We start from the raw sequence: 14,654 nt of genomic DNA, 5'->3' as shown, positions 1-14,654 counted from the left end.
ACATCGGCGCGACCAGCCAGGGCTTCGCGCTGGCGCCGCGCCAGGCACGCGAGGTGCTGGTGCTGGCGCGGCCGATCGAGGAGCGGCACGCGGCGGTGCTGGCTTTCCTTGCCGATGGTGAATCCTGGGCGAGTTCGGCGTTGGCGCTGGCGCTTGGCACCGGCCAACGCAGTGTGCAACGGGCGCTGGAGCAGCTTGGCGAGGCCGGCAAGGTGCAGTTTTTCGGTCACGGCCGGGCGCGCCGCTGGATGATGCCGCCGGTGACTGGATTCCCGACTGTGTTGTTACTCCCGGGTCCGCTGCCGACCGACTAGTCTGCGGCCATTGTTCGAATGGAGATCGAAAATGAAACGAGCCGCTGCCGAGATCCTGCGTGAATACGGACCGTTCCCCGGCGTCGAGCGCGTCAACGGCGTCACCTATGACGGCAAGAATGTCTGGTTCGCCAGTGGCGACAAGCTGAACGCGCTCGATCCGGACAGCGGCATGATCGTGCGTACGATCGATGTCGCCTCGCATGCCGGGACTGCCTTCGACGGCGAGTATCTCTACCAGATCGCCGAGGATCGCATCCACAAGGTCGACCCCAAGATCGGCAAGGTCGTCGCCACCATTCCCGCCCCCGGCAATGGCGGCGATTCAGGCATGGCCTGGGCCGAGGGTTCGCTCTGGGTCGGCGAATACCGGGCACACAAGATCCATCAGATCGATCCCGAGACGGGCAAGGTGATCCGCACGATCGAATCGAAGCGCGTCGTCACCGGCGTCACCTGGGTCGATGGCGAGCTCTGGCACGCCACCTGGGAAGGCGAGGAGGGCGATCTGGTGCGCGTCGATCCCGACACGGGCGACGTGCTGCAGGAACTGGCGATGCCCTCCGGCGTGTCGGGGCTGGAATCCGACGGCGGCGGCTGCTTCTTCTGCGGTGGCGGGAGCAGCGGCAAGATCAAGGCCGCACGGCGTCCGGGACAGGGCGATAAGTAACGGCAGAAAGGGCGGCCCAGTCAGGCCGCCTCGCGCGCCGGTCGCGTGATAGGCTTGGAAGCCTTGGCGGCGTTCGGCCCGTCGACATGCGCCCAGGCCGGCCGCTCGAACAGGAAGGTGCCGAAGCCGATGCGCTTTACGATGAAATAGAGCACCACCGGACTGATGACCGAGACGAACAGCACGGCGAGGCTCAGCATGCCGGTGTCGGTCAGCAGGCCGCTTGCCAGCATGACACCCCGGAAGATCGACATCGGTATGGTGAAGGCGACATACACGACCAGCGAATGCTCGCCGAGCCAGCGCAACCATTCCATCGAGGCGAATTTCGACAGGAAACCGCCGGCAACGCAAAGCGCCACCGCGCCGGCGACAGCGAGCGTGAGATGCAGCGGCGGCCATGCCGCCAAGCCCATCTGCATGCCGACCGGCTGCATGGCGTATCCCGGCGAATAGACGAGCAGGCCGTTGATGACGGCCCACACGAGCAGGCCCGCAACGGCGACCGCCGGACGAGCCTGCGTCCATTCGACCAGCCGGAAGATCAGCGGCGCCAGCACGAAGCCGAGATAGAAGAACACGAAATAGGCCGCGAACTGCTCGAGCGCGTAGCTGTCCGGCTTCGGCGCCCACATCTGCAGCGCGGCGGCAGCCAGGATGACGATCCAATGCGGTACTTTGAATTCGCGCAGCACGCGGATGACGACCCCGAAAACCGCCAGCATGTAGATGAACCACAACACGCCGTAGGGCTGGACGACGGCCATCGCGAGATCGTGCAGCATGCCGGCGGGGTCGCGGCTGAAGATGCCGATCTTCAGTCCGATCGAGATGATAGCCCAAAGCACGTAGAAATAGAGATAGTGGACGACGCGCCGGTCGACATAGCGCCGCCACGGCCGGTCGATCACCTGCGACAGGAACAGGCCCGAGATCAGGAAGAATTCCGGCATGCGGAACGGCGTGGCGAAGCCGATGACATAGTGCAGGAAGCCGACGCCGCCGGTGTATTCGCCGGTGTTGTAAGCCGAATACATCATCACCACCAGGATGATGGAAAGGCCCTTTGCCGTGTCCACCCACGGCATGCGGTTCGGGTTGCTCATGCTCGATCTCGAGGAATTTCAACTGCCGCGATTGTAGCGGACCAGCGGATGCCTCGCAGCAACAAGCTTACGATATCGTAAACGGAAACCTTGTTCGGGGCCGGTGTTAACCATCGCCCGCCTCTGAAACCGGTGCGGCGGCATGCGCCTCGCGCATCGTTATGGCGACGATCGCACCCGACAGGAAGGTCAGCGCCGCGATCGCCCCGATCGCCGCGACGAAGCCGAAGAAGTCGGCGATCAGGCCGGCCGACAGCGCGCCGATCGCGTAGCCGAGGTCGCGCCAGAAGCGATAGACGCTGAGCGAGCGCGCCCGCCAGGAAGGGTGCGAGGCGTCCGACACCGCGGCGATCAGGCTCGGATAGACCATCGCCGTGCCGAGGCCGAGCAAAAGGCTGGCCAGCAGCCACCAGCCGAATTCGCGGGTCATGGCGGTCAAGAGAAGCCCCGCCGCCTGCACCCACATGCCGGCGACGATCAATCCCTTGCGGCCCCATCGGTCGCTCAACGGTCCGGTGGCGACCTGAAGGATGCCCCACGCCGCCGGATAGACCGCCTTGAGGATGCCGATGCGCTCGACGCCCAGCCCGTTGGCGACGAAGAAAAGCGGAAACAGTCCCCAACTCATGCCATCGTTCAAATTGTTCACCAGGCCGGCCTGCGAGGCCGCGAACAGGTTGCGGTCGCCGAACGAGGTCAACGTGAAGATCTCGCGGAAGCTGAGCGGCGAGGCTTGTTTTGGATGGTTGGCCAGCTCCAGCCGCACATGCTCGCGCGTATCGCGCACGAGCAGGATCGATAGCGCCGCGCCCAGGATCGCATAGCCGACGCCGAGATAGATCGGCACCGGGCGCAGCCCGTAGCGGCTTGCCAGATAGCCGGTGAGGAAGGCGGTGACGCCGACGGCGAGATAGCCGGCGAACTCGTTGAGGCCGACAGCGAGCCCGCGCGATTTCGGCCCGACCAGATCGACCTTCATGATCACCGTCATCGACCAGGCAAACCCCTGGTTGATGCCGAGCAGCGCGTTGGCGGCGACGATCCAGCCCCAGCTCGGTGCTGAGATGATGATGAACGGCACCGGCAGGCCGAACAGCCAGCCGAGGATCAGCACGTGCTTGCGGCCCCATGTGTCGGCGAGCTGGCCGGAGACGAGATTGGCGCAGGCCTTGACCACGCCGAAGCTGACGATGAAGGAGACGACCAGCGTGGTCGAAGCGACGCCGAACTCCTCCGCGCCGATCAGCGGCACGACGGTCCGTTCGATGCCGACCATGCCGCCGACGAAGGCGTTGATCAGCACCAGAAGCGAAAACTGCTTCCAGTTGGCCTTGAGGCCGAGCGCGACGGCGGACGCCGCTGCGCTCAAGACTTTGCCCCGGCGTTCGCGGCCCGGTTCCGGGCGGCGTCCGGCGGCGGGGGAGGGATGTCGGCGGTCATGGCGGCGACGAACTCGCTCTCGTCCTCGATGCGGAACGCCTTGTTGAAGCGGCGCTCGAAGCCGATGGTCGATGTCGGCTTGCCGCTCAGCGAGCGGCCGCAGACCGAGCCTGAATAGGCGCCCGGCAGCACCTCGATATGGCCGGGCAGTTCCTTCAGGCGGCGCACGCTGGCGAATAGTGCGCGAGCCCCATCCTCGGCGCTTGAAGCAAGCTCGGTGCGGCCAAGGTCGCCGACCATCAGCGTGTGACCGGTGAGCACGAACCAGGGCTCTAGCGACCGCGTGCGATCGGTGACCAGAAGGCTCAGATGCTCCGGCGTGTGGCCCGGCGTGTGCAGGACGGTCGCCGTGACATTGCCGAGCTCCAGTACCTCGCCGTCCTTCACGCGCCGGAACGGAAAGTTCGTTTCGGCGCCCTCGAACAGCACGTATTCGGCCCCGGTTGCCTCCGCGAGCTTCCGTCCGGCCGAGATGTGGTCGGCATGGATATGCGTGTCGACGACATAGAGGATGCGCATGCCGGTTGCGCGCGCCGTCTCGACATAGGGCGCGATGTCGCCGACCGGATCGACGATCGCCGCTGAAGCCTTGCCGCCGCAGCCGAACAGATAGGAGGCTGCGACAGGATCGGTGTGCAGGAACTGCCTGAGAATCATCGCTTTTCCTCCGAACGGGCGGCTGCGCCCAGCGAGCCGCGCGGCTTGACAGCCAAGGCCTAAACCGTCATTCAATTACTCTATTGAATGACGGTGCTTTACTGGAAGAGCGATGTCAATCCGCAATCCGAAACAGGCGCTCTACGAGCAGTTCGCGATCGTCGCCAAGGCGCTCGGCCATCCGCTGCGCCTGGAGATGATCGAGCATCTGGCGCAGGGCGCGCGCAGTGTCGAGGCGCTCGCGGCGAAGCTCGGCCAGCCGGTCGCCAACATCTCGCAGCACCTGCAGGCGCTGCGCCGCGCCGGCATCGTCTCGGCCGAGCGCGACGGCAAGTTCGTGCATTATTCGCTCGCCGATGCGAGCGTGCTGTCGGCCTTCGCCGCTGTGCGCGGCGTTGCTGAACGACGCCTTGCCGAGGTCGATCGCATCGTGCGCGGCTATTTCGACGCGCGTGACGACATGCGCCCGGTCACGCGCGATGAGCTGCAGGCGCTGATGCGCGATGGGTTGGTGACGCTGATCGACGTCCGCCCGACGGACGAGTTCGCGCTCGGCCATGTGCCCGGCGCGATCAATGTTCCGCTGAGCGAAATCAAGGCGTGGTCCAGCAGGGCCGGCGCGAGCAGGGAAATCGTCGCCTATTGCCGCGGCCCCTGGTGCGTGATGTCCTTCGAGGCTGTTGCCGCGCTGCGCTCTCTGGGGCATTCCGCGCGCCGCCTCGAGGACGGTATGCCGGAATGGAGAGCCGCGGGCCTGCCGGTCGAAGTGGCTGCCTGACTACGCGCTATGATGCCGAGCGCCAGCAGCGAACTGCTTCCAGTTGGCCTTGAGGCCGAGCGCCACGGCGGTGGCGTTCACGCGGGAAAACCGGCTTTTCTGAAGCCTGACGTGAAAAGCTCGTGAGCGACCGGGTCGGCGAACGGCAGACCCGAGATCAGCCGAACAGTTACGTCGTGTTTCCTCGTCAGCGCTTCCTCGACTTCAGCACGCGCCTTCTCCATCTCGCCCATATGCGCGTAAGTCGCCGCGAGGAAGGCATGAGTGAAGAAGTGGTCCCCGGCCTTCTGATACGAGCCGACGGCTTCCGAGTACCTTCCAAGCAGGAAGAGCGAGCTGCCCTTCACCTCCCAGAACCATATCGGAGGTAACGGGTCGCGCAGCAGCGCGCTTTCCAGCACGTTGAGCGCCGTCTCGGCCCGTCCGCCATAATTGAGCCAGCTTGCGTAATCTCCTGCGATGTTGACGTCCAGCGGGTTCAGCGAGCGTGCTCGCTCGAAATGCATTCCGGCATCGCTATGCTGACGCATATGCGTAAGCACCAGCCCCATGCTCTGGTGACAGACGCCGTCGCTCCTATCGAGAGCGAGCGCTGCTCGTGCCGAGTCCCAGGCCTTCTGCAGCGTGCGGGGATCGTTGTCGTACCAAAACCTGCCAACGAGGGCCTGTGCGAGGAAGGCATGGCCCTGAGCGAATGTCGAATCGAGCTCGACACACCGAACGAACAGGGGCTCGGACTTGTCCAGTTCATAGCGATGGAAATGCGCGCGCCCCTGCAGGTAAAAGTCATATGCATCCCAATCGGCGGGAGGCTTGCGCTTGGAGCGGCTTGCCGAGTCGGCCTCCGTTTGGCCTTCGACCATTGAGGCGATGAGCGCGGCAACTTCGTCTTGCAAGGCGAAGATGTCGTTGAGGGCCCGGTCGTACCGTTGGGCCCACAGGTGGGTGCCGGTGGCGGCGTCAATCAATTGTGTGGTGATGCGAATGCGATCGCCGAGCTTTCGTATGCTGCCTTCGACGAGGTAGCGGACTCCGAGCTTGCGATGAACTTCGGAGATGTCCAATGCCGGATGGCGAAACTGAAAAGATGAGTTGCGCGCGATGACGAGCAGGGAGCGAAACCTGGCCAGCTCCGTGATTATGTCCTCGGTTATGCCGTCGCTGAGATATTGCTGGTCCTGATCGCCGCCCAGATTGGCAAAAGGCAGCACTGCGATCGATGGCTTGCCGGACGGTGGTGCCGGTCTGGAGGGTGCGCTCGCCGCCGGCTCGACAGTCCCGGTGAAGCGGTAGCCGACGCGCGGCACGGTGGCGATCCACTCACCGCCGTTGTCAGCCGGACCGAGAGCCTTTCTTAGTGTCGCGATCTGGACGGTAAGGTTGCCTTCCTCAACGGCCGTGCCCGGCCAGGCCGCGTCCATCAGCTCGGCCTTGGTCAGGATCTCGCCGGGCCGTGCCGTAAGCGCGGCAAGCAACGTCAGTCCACGATGCCCGACAGCGATCGGGACCTCCTTGTTAAGGAGCGTCCCGGTGTCGGGGTCGAGCACGAACGGACCAAAAGCGATGCGAGTGCCTTGCATGTACGCATAGTAGACGCTTGGAAAGTTTTCGGAAAAGGGTTTGAGAACTGCAATGCCTCAGCCCAGGTTTTGTCCGGCGATGGCTGCGCTCGCTCGGGCATCTCGCGCGCCGCCTTGAGGACGGCATGCCGGAATGGAAAACCGCCGGCCTGCCGGTGGAGATGGCCGATCGAGAGTGACGTCAGCGCTCCGGCAATCCTGCCAGCTTCAAGGCCTCGGCCACCTGGTCCGCCCATTCCGGTGTGCTTCGAAGAATAGGGAGAGATCGGTATCGTTCGATCGTGAAGTCCGGCTGGGCGGCAAGCAGTTTTTGCGCGGCCCAGCGGGCTGTCTCGATGTCGCCGCTCATGGCCGACCATGCGGCGAGGTATCGATAGGACATGATGATGTCGGGATGGGCGGCGATCACCTCGCGAGCGATGGCTACGGCCTGGAAAAGGGAACCTGTCTTGGCCATGGCCGTTGCCATTCCCAGTCTCATGCTGAATGCGAATGGATCCATGGGGCTCAGCGCCATCGCCCGCTGGAACCGCTCCGGCGCGCGGGCAGCCTCGCCCGTGTAGGTCGCGATCCAGCCCTGGCGCGCCCATGCCCACGCATTGTTCGGATCGAGCGTGAGCGCCCTTTCGATGAAGTTGGCGGCGCGCTCCTGATCGCCGCACATGCTCAATGCCGAACCGGCGGCGGCCAAGGCGGTCGGATCATCGCCGATCGAACCCGCGGCTTCGACCGCCGCACGCGCCTTTTCCAGCTCGCTCTCGGGGTGCTCGGCCCACAGATACGAGGCGTTCGAGGCGTGGCACCACGCCAGGAGCGCATGCGCGCGGCCATAAGCCGAATCGATGGCGATTGCTTTCTTGAGCAGCTCTATCGCCTGATCATTGGTGTCCTTGCGGCGGCCCCAAATGTTCGGATAGGCGCGCATGACGAAATCATAGGCCCTCAGGTTGGTCGGCGGCTTGCGTCTCGCGAGCTCGATCTCAGCGCCGCGGATGGCCGGATGGATGGCGCCGGCCACCTGCGCCGCGATCCTGTCCTGGAAGTCGAAGACGTCCTCGGTCGCGCCCTCATAGCGCTCGGACCACAATTGTGTTCGCGTGTCGGCGTCGACCAGTTGCACGGAAATGCGCAGGCGATCGCCGCCGCGCCGAACTGTGCCCTCGACCACGTAACTGACGCCGAGTTCCCGTCCCACCTCGCGCACGTCGACGAAGCGTCCCTTGTAGGTAAAGGCGGATTGGCGCGCGATGACGAGGAAGTCCCGGACACGCGAGAGCGCGGCAGTGATCTCCTCGACGACGCCGTCGGCGAAATACTCGTCATCCGCCCCGCCGAGATTGTCGAAGGGCATCACCGCCACCGAAGGCTGGTCATGCGGCCTCGCCGGTGTGGCGACAGGCAAGGCCAGCTTCTCGACATCGAGCGTCGGCGCGGCCTTGCGATCTCCGCCCCGCGTTTGCAGTGACGCGGCCAGTGACTTGGTCTGTGCCTCGGGTTCCACGCCCAGATGTTTCTTCAGCAACGCGCGGCAGGTCTCGAACTGACGCAAGGCCGCGTTTTCGTGCCCCCGGGCGGCGTGGATACGTATCAATGCCCGATGCGCCGGCTCCGCGGTCAGGTCCGAGGCGAGCAGCCTTTCCGCGAGCAGTTCGCAGGCCGCTTCATCTGCGGTTCCGGCTTCAGGCAGCGCGAGGCTCAGGCGCTCCACCAGTTGCAGCGCCTTCTGTCGATACCTGGCCTGATGCGGGCTGAACCATTCATCCAGACCGTCGGGAATGGCTTCGCCAGCGAGCACGTCACCACGGTAGAGCTCGGCGGCGAAGGCGAGGTCCGCCGTGCCGCTTTCGGCTAGCTTGCGCTCGAAGAGCCAGATGTCGGCTTCATCCGGACCGGCCGTCAGAGCGACCGTTTCCTGATCTCCATCAATGGAAATGGCAGCATTGCCGGCTGCGGGAAACCAGCGCCTGATGTCGGCAAGGGCCTGGCGCAGGCTGTTTCGCGACTGCGCATCGCCTCGTCCCGGCCAAAATCCTTCGGAAAGCCGTTCGCGATGGTGGCCGCGGCGGCCCGCCAGCACCAGGGTGGCAAAAAGAAGCGCGGACTTGCGCGTCGCGAAGCGGACGGGCTGGTCGTCCGCCGAAGTCACTTCGAGACCGCCAAGCAGCCGGATGCGCACGACGCCTCTCCGAATTTCGAACGCGCCGTCACAATAGCATCTTCGCCGGTCGATTTAACGTCGATTTAACGGCGATCCGGCGGCTCTTCCTCGTCCGTTCACGCTTGGCTGAACAACCGCAAATCGCGCCCATGGCAAGCTCCGATCGCAATCTGGAACGGGAGAGTGAAATGGCACGCACGGAAGCTCACGCGGGGACGCGCGCATCGAAACACCGGCTGCTTGGGTTAGTGTCGAAAAGCGCGGCAACAGCAGTCGCAGCTTTCACCGCGTGGCGGCGGGGCGTTGCAGGACGCAGGGCGCTAAGGGACCTGACACCGGATCAGTTGAAGGACATCGGCTGCCCGCAGCCGCCCTCGCCAACCTTCGCCGTCAACGTCGGCCGGATGGTGGATCTGATGTCAATGAGATGACGTCGATGGCCCGGATAGCCGATGGCTCAGCGCAGCTTTCGACGCAGGTTCGGCTTGGGCGTGGGGATCGGCTTTGCGAGATGCGGGGGCTTTGGGTGGGTGTGCAGGCAGCATCGAACTCGAACGTGCCACGGCATCGTCAAGCTGGTATATTCCCGGACGCTTTCATTAACCGGGCGGAGGTTCGCCATGTCTCCACGCTTCTATTCGCTCCTGCTGGCGTTTCTCCTGACTGCACCCGGCGCCTTCTCCGAGACGCTGAAGCTTCCGGACAATCTGACCGGATTCAGTTCCCCATCCGGGGAGAACTTTCTTGTCGAGAGCACGGCGAAGGAGGCCTATTTCCCTCTCGCCAGCAACTTCCTCACGCAAAAGACGCAGGCCTATTGCGGCGTGGCAAGCATCGTCATGGTGCTGAACGCGCTCAATGTTCCTGCGCCTTCGGTGCCCGAATACGAACCTTACAAGACGTTCACGCAAGACAATGTCCTGAACGAGCGCACGGAGGCCATTCTTCCTCGCCAGGTTCTGGACAAGCAGGGAATGACGCTCGACCAGATCGGGGCCATTCTCTCCACGCAACCGATCAAGGCCGAGGTCCGGCATGCATCGGACGCCAGCCTCGAGCAGTTCCGCACCCAGGCCAGTTCCTTCCTCGCCAAACCCGGACATTTCGTCATCGTCAACTATCTGCGCAAGGCGATAGGCCAGGAGAAGGGCGGGCACATATCCCCGCTGGCCGCTTATGACGAGAAAGCGGACAGGTTCCTGATCCTCGATGTCGCCCGCTACAAATATCCGCCGGTGTGGGTGAAAACGATCGACCTGTTCGGAGCGATGAACACGGTCGACAGCGACAATGAGAACAAAACCCGCGGATATGTGCTGATATCGTCGCCCTTGGGAGAGTAGTTCAGCCAAACTTCCAGCGGAAGAACGCTCACAAGGAAATACTTGCGCAGGTCTGCGGGTATGTTCGCGACGTGGCGGTGGTCGTTCCCGCAATATGAAAAGCGTGCGAGCATGAAAGAAAGCGAGGGTGACGAGAACAAGGGAAGCGCTGCGCTAAAGCGTCTCCGGGAGGCGATCGACGAACAACGCGCCTATCTCGGAGCCTACGAACAACCTTCCGAGCCACTTGCCTACGAAACGCTGCGAGCCATCGATGATCTCTTCTGCCGAGATCTTATGGAGCCTGCGCGACCTATCCAAGCAGATGAGCGTCGGTTCCGGGCACTCTCGACATGGGGCGTAAACCACGCACTACGCAGGATTGTCCCGAAGGTCGCGGATCCGCGGCCGACCAGAGTGTTCCCTTCGCATGGTGTTATTCAGGCCCAGGCTGACGACTTTATCTTCAACTGTGCGGCGCTGGAGTTGGGAGGGCGGTTCGAGGGATGGCTTCGCGATGGCATCCTGACCGGAGAACTCCGTCGTTATCCGAATCCAGTGCGACCGGGGATGACAGATATCCTCGTACTAAAAAGTGCCCTCTCGTCAATTTCTGATGAGGAGATCGGCAGAGCGGGCCTTCGTTGGGCCAGCAACTTAACGATGGCGAAGGACCGTAGTTGGGAGCGTCGCCTCATACAGCGTCATAAGAAGATTGAACCTGAGTTACGGCAAAATGTCGAATTGACCGACGGTTGGCGGATGATCTATTCGTCCAGCCGAGAGATAGACGAATACTTCATGGAATGGGGTCGGCTCTATCTGAGGCGCATTTTCTCTCAAGATATGATTGGCCTAGACGATCTGCTAGGGGGACGCCCGTTCTCTCGATATGTCGAGGTGCTTACGACGCTATCCGGGCAATCTCAGAAACACATTGCGTTTGCTGCCATCCTCCTAGCCCGCCACCCTTCACTCCACATCCGTAACCTGCTGACAACACACGGCCCTCGCGAGACGTTCATCACTTCCCTCGCACAGTCCATGGATGCGGATCGCGGCGAGATAGAAGCTATCCTCGCCTCATTCATCCTCAGCGGCGACAACCTTGATGTACACACTGGTACGGGGGACACCGCTTGGGCACCCATGGTGCAGGCATCAAAGCACTCATTGCTCCTTCCAGTTTACGGGTTGGACATTAACCCATTTCTGTTCTTGCTCACCGATCTCCGAACTCGCTACGAGAAAGACTGGTTCCGGGTCGCGAACAACCGCGAGCGCCGTTGGATCGAAGAGATAAGAAGCTTGTTCAACGGACCCCGGTGGCAGACGCACGGCCGGAACCTGCGGTTGCGTGAAGCAGGAAAGGATCTGACAGACATAGACTTCGCCCTTTTTGACCGAAAGACTAACGAGCTGGCGCTGTTCCAGTTGAAGTGGCAGCACCCCGTGGGCATGGACAATCGTGGTCGGCGGAGTGCCGGCAAAAACCTCGTGGAAGCCAGCAACCGTTGGGTGGAAGCTGTGCTGTCTTGGCTTGACCGACACGGTGTCGACGAACTGATGCGGCGGTTGGAGTTCGAGGCTTCGTCGTCCCCTTCTATCCACCTCTTTGTGCTGGGCCGCTATCACGTTCACTTAACCGGATTCGACGCGCACGATCTAAGGGCTGTTTGGTCCGATTGGGCACACTTTCGGCGAACTCGCGTCGAAGGGCCAAGGCGCTCCATCTCTCAGACGAAGGCGGCGCTGCGGTCCACACTGGATCGGTCTCGTGCAAACAAAAAGGGAGAGAGCCTGATGTTGCCAGTGGGCAGCATCGCGCTGCTGCTCAACCCTACCTCAGAACCGGATCACGCTGCTGACTAGCTTGGTCTGATCTTCGCTCAATATCGCCCACGCGCCATGCCGGATTTTCCTTGAGTGCGATCACTCCTTGTAGGCCAGTCAGCAGCTGAGATGTCGCAAAACCTCGTAAATCTCAGTCCTTGGCGCGCTCGACGTAGGAACCGTCGGCGGTCATCACCACGATGCGCGTGCCGGCGGAGATGTGCGGCGGCACGGCGGTGCGCACGCCGTTGGAGAGCACAGCCGGCTTGTAGGAGGAAGAAGCCGTCTGGCCCTTGGTGACCGGCTCGGTCTCGACCACCTCGAAGGTGGCGCGCTGCGGCAGCACCAGCGAGATCGGCACGCCGTTGAACTGTGCGAGCTGGACGGCCATGCCTTCCTGCAGGTATGGCGCGAAGTCGCCGACCACGGCTTCCGAGGCCACGACCTGGTCGTAGCTTTCCGGGTTCATGAAGTGAAAACCTTCGCCGTCGGAATAAAGGAAGGTGTGCTCGCGCTCCTCGACATAGGCGCGCTCGACCATTTCGGTCGTGCGGTAGCGCTCCGACACCTTCACCCCGTCGCCGATGCGGCGCATGTCGAGCTGGGTCACCGGAGTGCCCTTGCCAGGGTGGATGTTTTCGGCAAAGAGGATGACATAGAGCTTGCCGTCCTTATCGACGACGTTGCCTTTGCGTAAGGAGCTGGCGATGACCTTGACCACGATATTCGATCCCGTTCGAGTTTTTCGGCCTGCAAGCGTCGATTTCCGCGAAGCGGCGACGGCGGCCATCGCGTGCGCCCTAGCGCATCTTGCGCCGAACCGCCAGCCTTCCCAGCGATTTTCCTGCCCATGACTGCCGCTTCGCCCTGGTGGACGCCTGATATCCATGCCGATCGCCGACCCCGGCTGATGGCGCGCAACGCCATTGCCGCCGCGCTTCGCGGCTGGTTCGCTGAGCGCGATTTTGTCGAGGTGACGACCTCTGCGCTGCAGGTCTCGCCGGGCAACGAGGCGCATCTCGCCGCCTTTGCCACCGAGGCGATCGGACCCGACACGTCGCGTCGGCCGCTCTATCTCCACACCTCGCCCGAATTCGCCTGCAAGAAGTTGCTTGCCGCCGGCGAGCAGCGCATCTTCAGCCTCGGCCCGGTCTGGCGCAACCGCGAGCGTGGGCCGCTGCACCATCCCGAGTTCACTATGCTCGAATGGTATCGCGTCGGCGAGAGCTATGAACGCCTGATGGCCGACTGCGCCGAGTTCCTGGCGCTGGCGGCTGAAAATACCGGCGCCAAAAGCTTCCGTTTCCGTGGCCGCGAGGCCGATCCCTTCGCCGAGCCTGAGTGGCTGAGCGTCGCGGAGGCTTTCACGCGCTATGCCGGCATCGACCTGCTCGCGACCGTTTCAGCCGACGGCAGCACCGACCGCGACGCGCTTCACGGAGCGCTGGTCCGCGCAGGACTGCGTACCGCGCCCGACGACAACTGGGCCGACCTGTTCAGCCGGGTGATGGTGGAAATGGTCGAGCCGCAACTGGGGCAGGGCCGGGCCACTATCCTTTACGGTTACCCGATCTCCGAGGCGGCGCTCGCCCGCCCGAGCGCCGAGGACCCGCGCGTCGCCGAGCGCTTCGAGCTCTATTGCTGCGGCGTCGAGCTCGCCAACGCGTTCGGCGAGCTGACCGATCCTGCCGAGCAGCGCCGCCGCTTTGCCGCCGAGATGGACGAGAAAGAGCGCGTCTATGGCGAGCGCTATCCGCTGGACGAGGATTTCCTCGCGGCTTTGGCCGTCATGCCCCAGGCAAGCGGCTCGGCGCTGGGCTTTGACCGGCTGGTGATGCTGGCGACGGGGGCAGCCAGGATCGATGATGTGATCTGGGCGCCGGTGGCCGAGTAGCGCTCCCTTCTTGCCGCTGCGGCAAAGCATCCGCCACGAACCGTGGCGATTGCCTTGAGATTGCCGCATCCGCCATTGCACAAGCGTCGGTGGAACAATAGATGGTGCGACAGCATCCATGTGGTGCCCATGGCATCCATGGGGCAGGGATGACCCTGCAGACGCCCTGACGGACTGCGTGAACAAACAGGAACAACCGCATGACCGATAAGCTCGACGCAGCGAAACTGACCGATCGCGTCGCGGCGCTCGTCGAGGCGGCCAAGCGCGCCGGCGCCGACGCGGCCGACGCGGTGGCGGTGCGCGGCCGCTCGGCGGGCGTGTCGGTGCGGTTGGGCAAGGTCGAGGGCACCGAATCGTCGGAGAGCGAGGACGTCTCGCTGCGCGTCTTCGTCGGCCAGCGTGTGGCGAGCGTCTCGGCGACCGCCGCTTCCGATCCGAAGGCGCTCGCCGAACGCGCGGTGGCGATGGCCAAGGTCTCGCCCGAGGATCCGTTCCAGGGCCTTGCCGACCCCGCGCTGCTTGCCCGCAATTTGCGCGATCTCGACCTTTTCGACCCGACAGAGGTGTCTGCAGACCAGCTGAAGGAGGCGGCCCTTGCCGCCGAAGCGGCTGCATTGGCGGTCAAGGGCGTCACCAATTCCTCGGGCAGCAGCGCCGGCGCCGGCCTGGGCGGCCTGGTTCTCGCCACATCGCACGGCTTTGTCGGCCAATATGTCGCCTCGCGCTTCTCGCGCTCGACCAGCGTCATCGCGGGTGAGGGAACCGCCATGGAGCGCGACTATGAATTCTCCTCGCGCCAGCATTTCGCCGATCTCGATACGCCGGAAGACATCGGCCGCAAGGCCGGAGAACGCGCGGTGCGTCGTCTCGGAGCCCGCAAGGCGGCGACCGGTCCGGTC

12 protein-coding genes and 1 pseudogene are annotated in these 14,654 nt (G+C 63.6%); 7 read left to right on the top strand and 6 right to left on the bottom strand.

Annotated elements, in window-relative coordinates; translation table 11 throughout:
* Positions 1-314: pseudogene (locus EOD07_RS04575) on the top strand (helix-turn-helix domain-containing protein); the annotation flags it as partial.
* 31 nt (positions 315-345) lie between these two features.
* Positions 346-984: a DUF5074 domain-containing protein gene (locus EOD07_RS04570; protein WP_127234146.1), complete on the top strand. Its 639-nt coding sequence runs from the start codon at positions 346-348 to the stop codon at positions 982-984.
* Positions 985-1,004: 20 nt separating this feature from the next.
* Here the strand turns inward: EOD07_RS04570 and EOD07_RS04565 are convergent, their stop codons facing one another.
* The 3 genes from EOD07_RS04565 to EOD07_RS04555 all read right to left on the bottom strand — a co-directional run bounded on the left by EOD07_RS04565 (position 1,005) and on the right by EOD07_RS04555 (position 4,187).
* Positions 1,005-2,090 carry an acyltransferase family protein gene (locus EOD07_RS04565; protein ID WP_127234145.1) on the bottom strand — a complete coding sequence of 362 codons (1,086 nt, stop codon included), beginning with the start codon at positions 2,088-2,090 and terminating at the stop codon, positions 1,005-1,007.
* A gap of 106 nt (positions 2,091-2,196) precedes the next feature.
* A complete protein-coding gene (locus EOD07_RS04560) occupies positions 2,197-3,459 on the bottom strand; it encodes an MFS transporter (protein ID WP_127234144.1) in 1,263 nt (420 codons plus the stop codon).
* Positions 3,456-4,187, bottom strand: a complete 732-nt coding sequence (locus EOD07_RS04555; RefSeq protein WP_127234143.1) for an MBL fold metallo-hydrolase — start codon at positions 4,185-4,187, stop codon at positions 3,456-3,458. Before EOD07_RS04555 ends, EOD07_RS04560 begins: the two co-directional genes overlap by 4 nt.
* Before the next feature lie 112 nt (positions 4,188-4,299).
* On the opposite strand from EOD07_RS04555, the gene EOD07_RS04550 reads away from it, so the two are divergent.
* A complete protein-coding gene (locus EOD07_RS04550) occupies positions 4,300-4,965 on the top strand; it encodes a metalloregulator ArsR/SmtB family transcription factor (RefSeq protein ID WP_127234142.1) in 666 nt (221 codons plus the stop codon).
* Between the two features lie 77 nt (positions 4,966-5,042).
* Here the strand turns inward: EOD07_RS04550 and EOD07_RS04545 are convergent, their stop codons facing one another.
* Positions 5,043-6,545 (bottom strand): winged helix-turn-helix domain-containing protein, encoded by a 1,503-nt coding sequence (locus EOD07_RS04545; RefSeq protein WP_127234141.1) that lies wholly within the window; start codon positions 6,543-6,545, stop codon positions 5,043-5,045.
* 181 nt (positions 6,546-6,726) lie between these two features.
* A complete protein-coding gene (locus EOD07_RS04535; RefSeq protein WP_127234140.1) occupies positions 6,727-8,721 on the bottom strand; it encodes a BTAD domain-containing putative transcriptional regulator in 1,995 nt (664 codons plus the stop codon).
* A 434-nt stretch (positions 8,722-9,155) separates the two neighbouring features.
* Between EOD07_RS04535 and EOD07_RS04525 the strand changes: the two genes are divergently transcribed.
* A complete protein-coding gene (locus EOD07_RS04525; RefSeq protein ID WP_245469841.1) occupies positions 9,156-10,046 on the top strand; it encodes a phytochelatin synthase family protein in 891 nt (296 codons plus the stop codon).
* A gap of 111 nt (positions 10,047-10,157) precedes the next feature.
* Positions 10,158-11,897 carry a hypothetical protein gene (locus tag EOD07_RS04520; RefSeq protein ID WP_127234138.1) on the top strand — a complete coding sequence of 580 codons (1,740 nt, stop codon included), beginning with the start codon at positions 10,158-10,160 and terminating at the stop codon, positions 11,895-11,897.
* A 112-nt stretch (positions 11,898-12,009) separates the two neighbouring features.
* On the opposite strand, the gene efp is transcribed toward EOD07_RS04520, so the two are convergent.
* A complete protein-coding gene (efp, locus tag EOD07_RS04515; protein ID WP_073986329.1) occupies positions 12,010-12,579 on the bottom strand; it encodes an elongation factor P in 570 nt (189 codons plus the stop codon).
* A gap of 129 nt (positions 12,580-12,708) precedes the next feature.
* On the opposite strand from efp, the gene epmA reads away from it, so the two are divergent.
* Both epmA and EOD07_RS04505 read left to right on the top strand, forming a co-directional pair.
* Positions 12,709-13,752: an EF-P lysine aminoacylase EpmA gene (gene epmA / locus EOD07_RS04510; protein WP_127234137.1), complete on the top strand. Its 1,044-nt coding sequence runs from the start codon at positions 12,709-12,711 to the stop codon at positions 13,750-13,752.
* 200 nt (positions 13,753-13,952) lie between these two features.
* The coding region (locus EOD07_RS04505) for a DNA gyrase modulator (RefSeq protein WP_281059037.1) at positions 13,953-14,654 on the top strand (702 nt) is incomplete at its 3' end.

Source organism: Mesorhizobium sp. M2C.T.Ca.TU.002.02.1.1 (assembly GCF_003997225.1).
The sequence above is the reverse complement of the archived record's forward strand: the minus strand, read 5'-3'. Positions and strand labels throughout refer to the sequence as shown.

Bases quoted from the DNA above. Each gene is read 5' to 3' on its own strand.
- EOD07_RS04570 (WP_127234146.1), top strand. From the start codon at position 346: ATGAAACGAGCCGCTGCCGAGATCCTGCGTGAATACGGACCGTTCCCC.
- EOD07_RS04565 (WP_127234145.1), bottom strand. From the start codon at position 2,090: ATGAGCAACCCGAACCGCATGCCGTGGGTGGACACGGCAAAGGGCCTT.
- EOD07_RS04555 (WP_127234143.1), bottom strand. From the start codon at position 4,187: ATGATTCTCAGGCAGTTCCTGCACACCGATCCTGTCGCAGCCTCCTAT.
- EOD07_RS04550 (WP_127234142.1), top strand. From the start codon at position 4,300: ATGTCAATCCGCAATCCGAAACAGGCGCTCTACGAGCAGTTCGCGATC.
- EOD07_RS04545 (WP_127234141.1), bottom strand. From the start codon at position 6,545: ATGCAAGGCACTCGCATCGCTTTTGGTCCGTTCGTGCTCGACCCCGAC.
- EOD07_RS04525 (WP_245469841.1), top strand. From the start codon at position 9,156: ATGGCTCAGCGCAGCTTTCGACGCAGGTTCGGCTTGGGCGTGGGGATC.
- EOD07_RS04520 (WP_127234138.1), top strand. From the start codon at position 10,158: ATGAAAGAAAGCGAGGGTGACGAGAACAAGGGAAGCGCTGCGCTAAAG.
- epmA (WP_127234137.1), top strand. From the start codon at position 12,709: ATGACTGCCGCTTCGCCCTGGTGGACGCCTGATATCCATGCCGATCGC.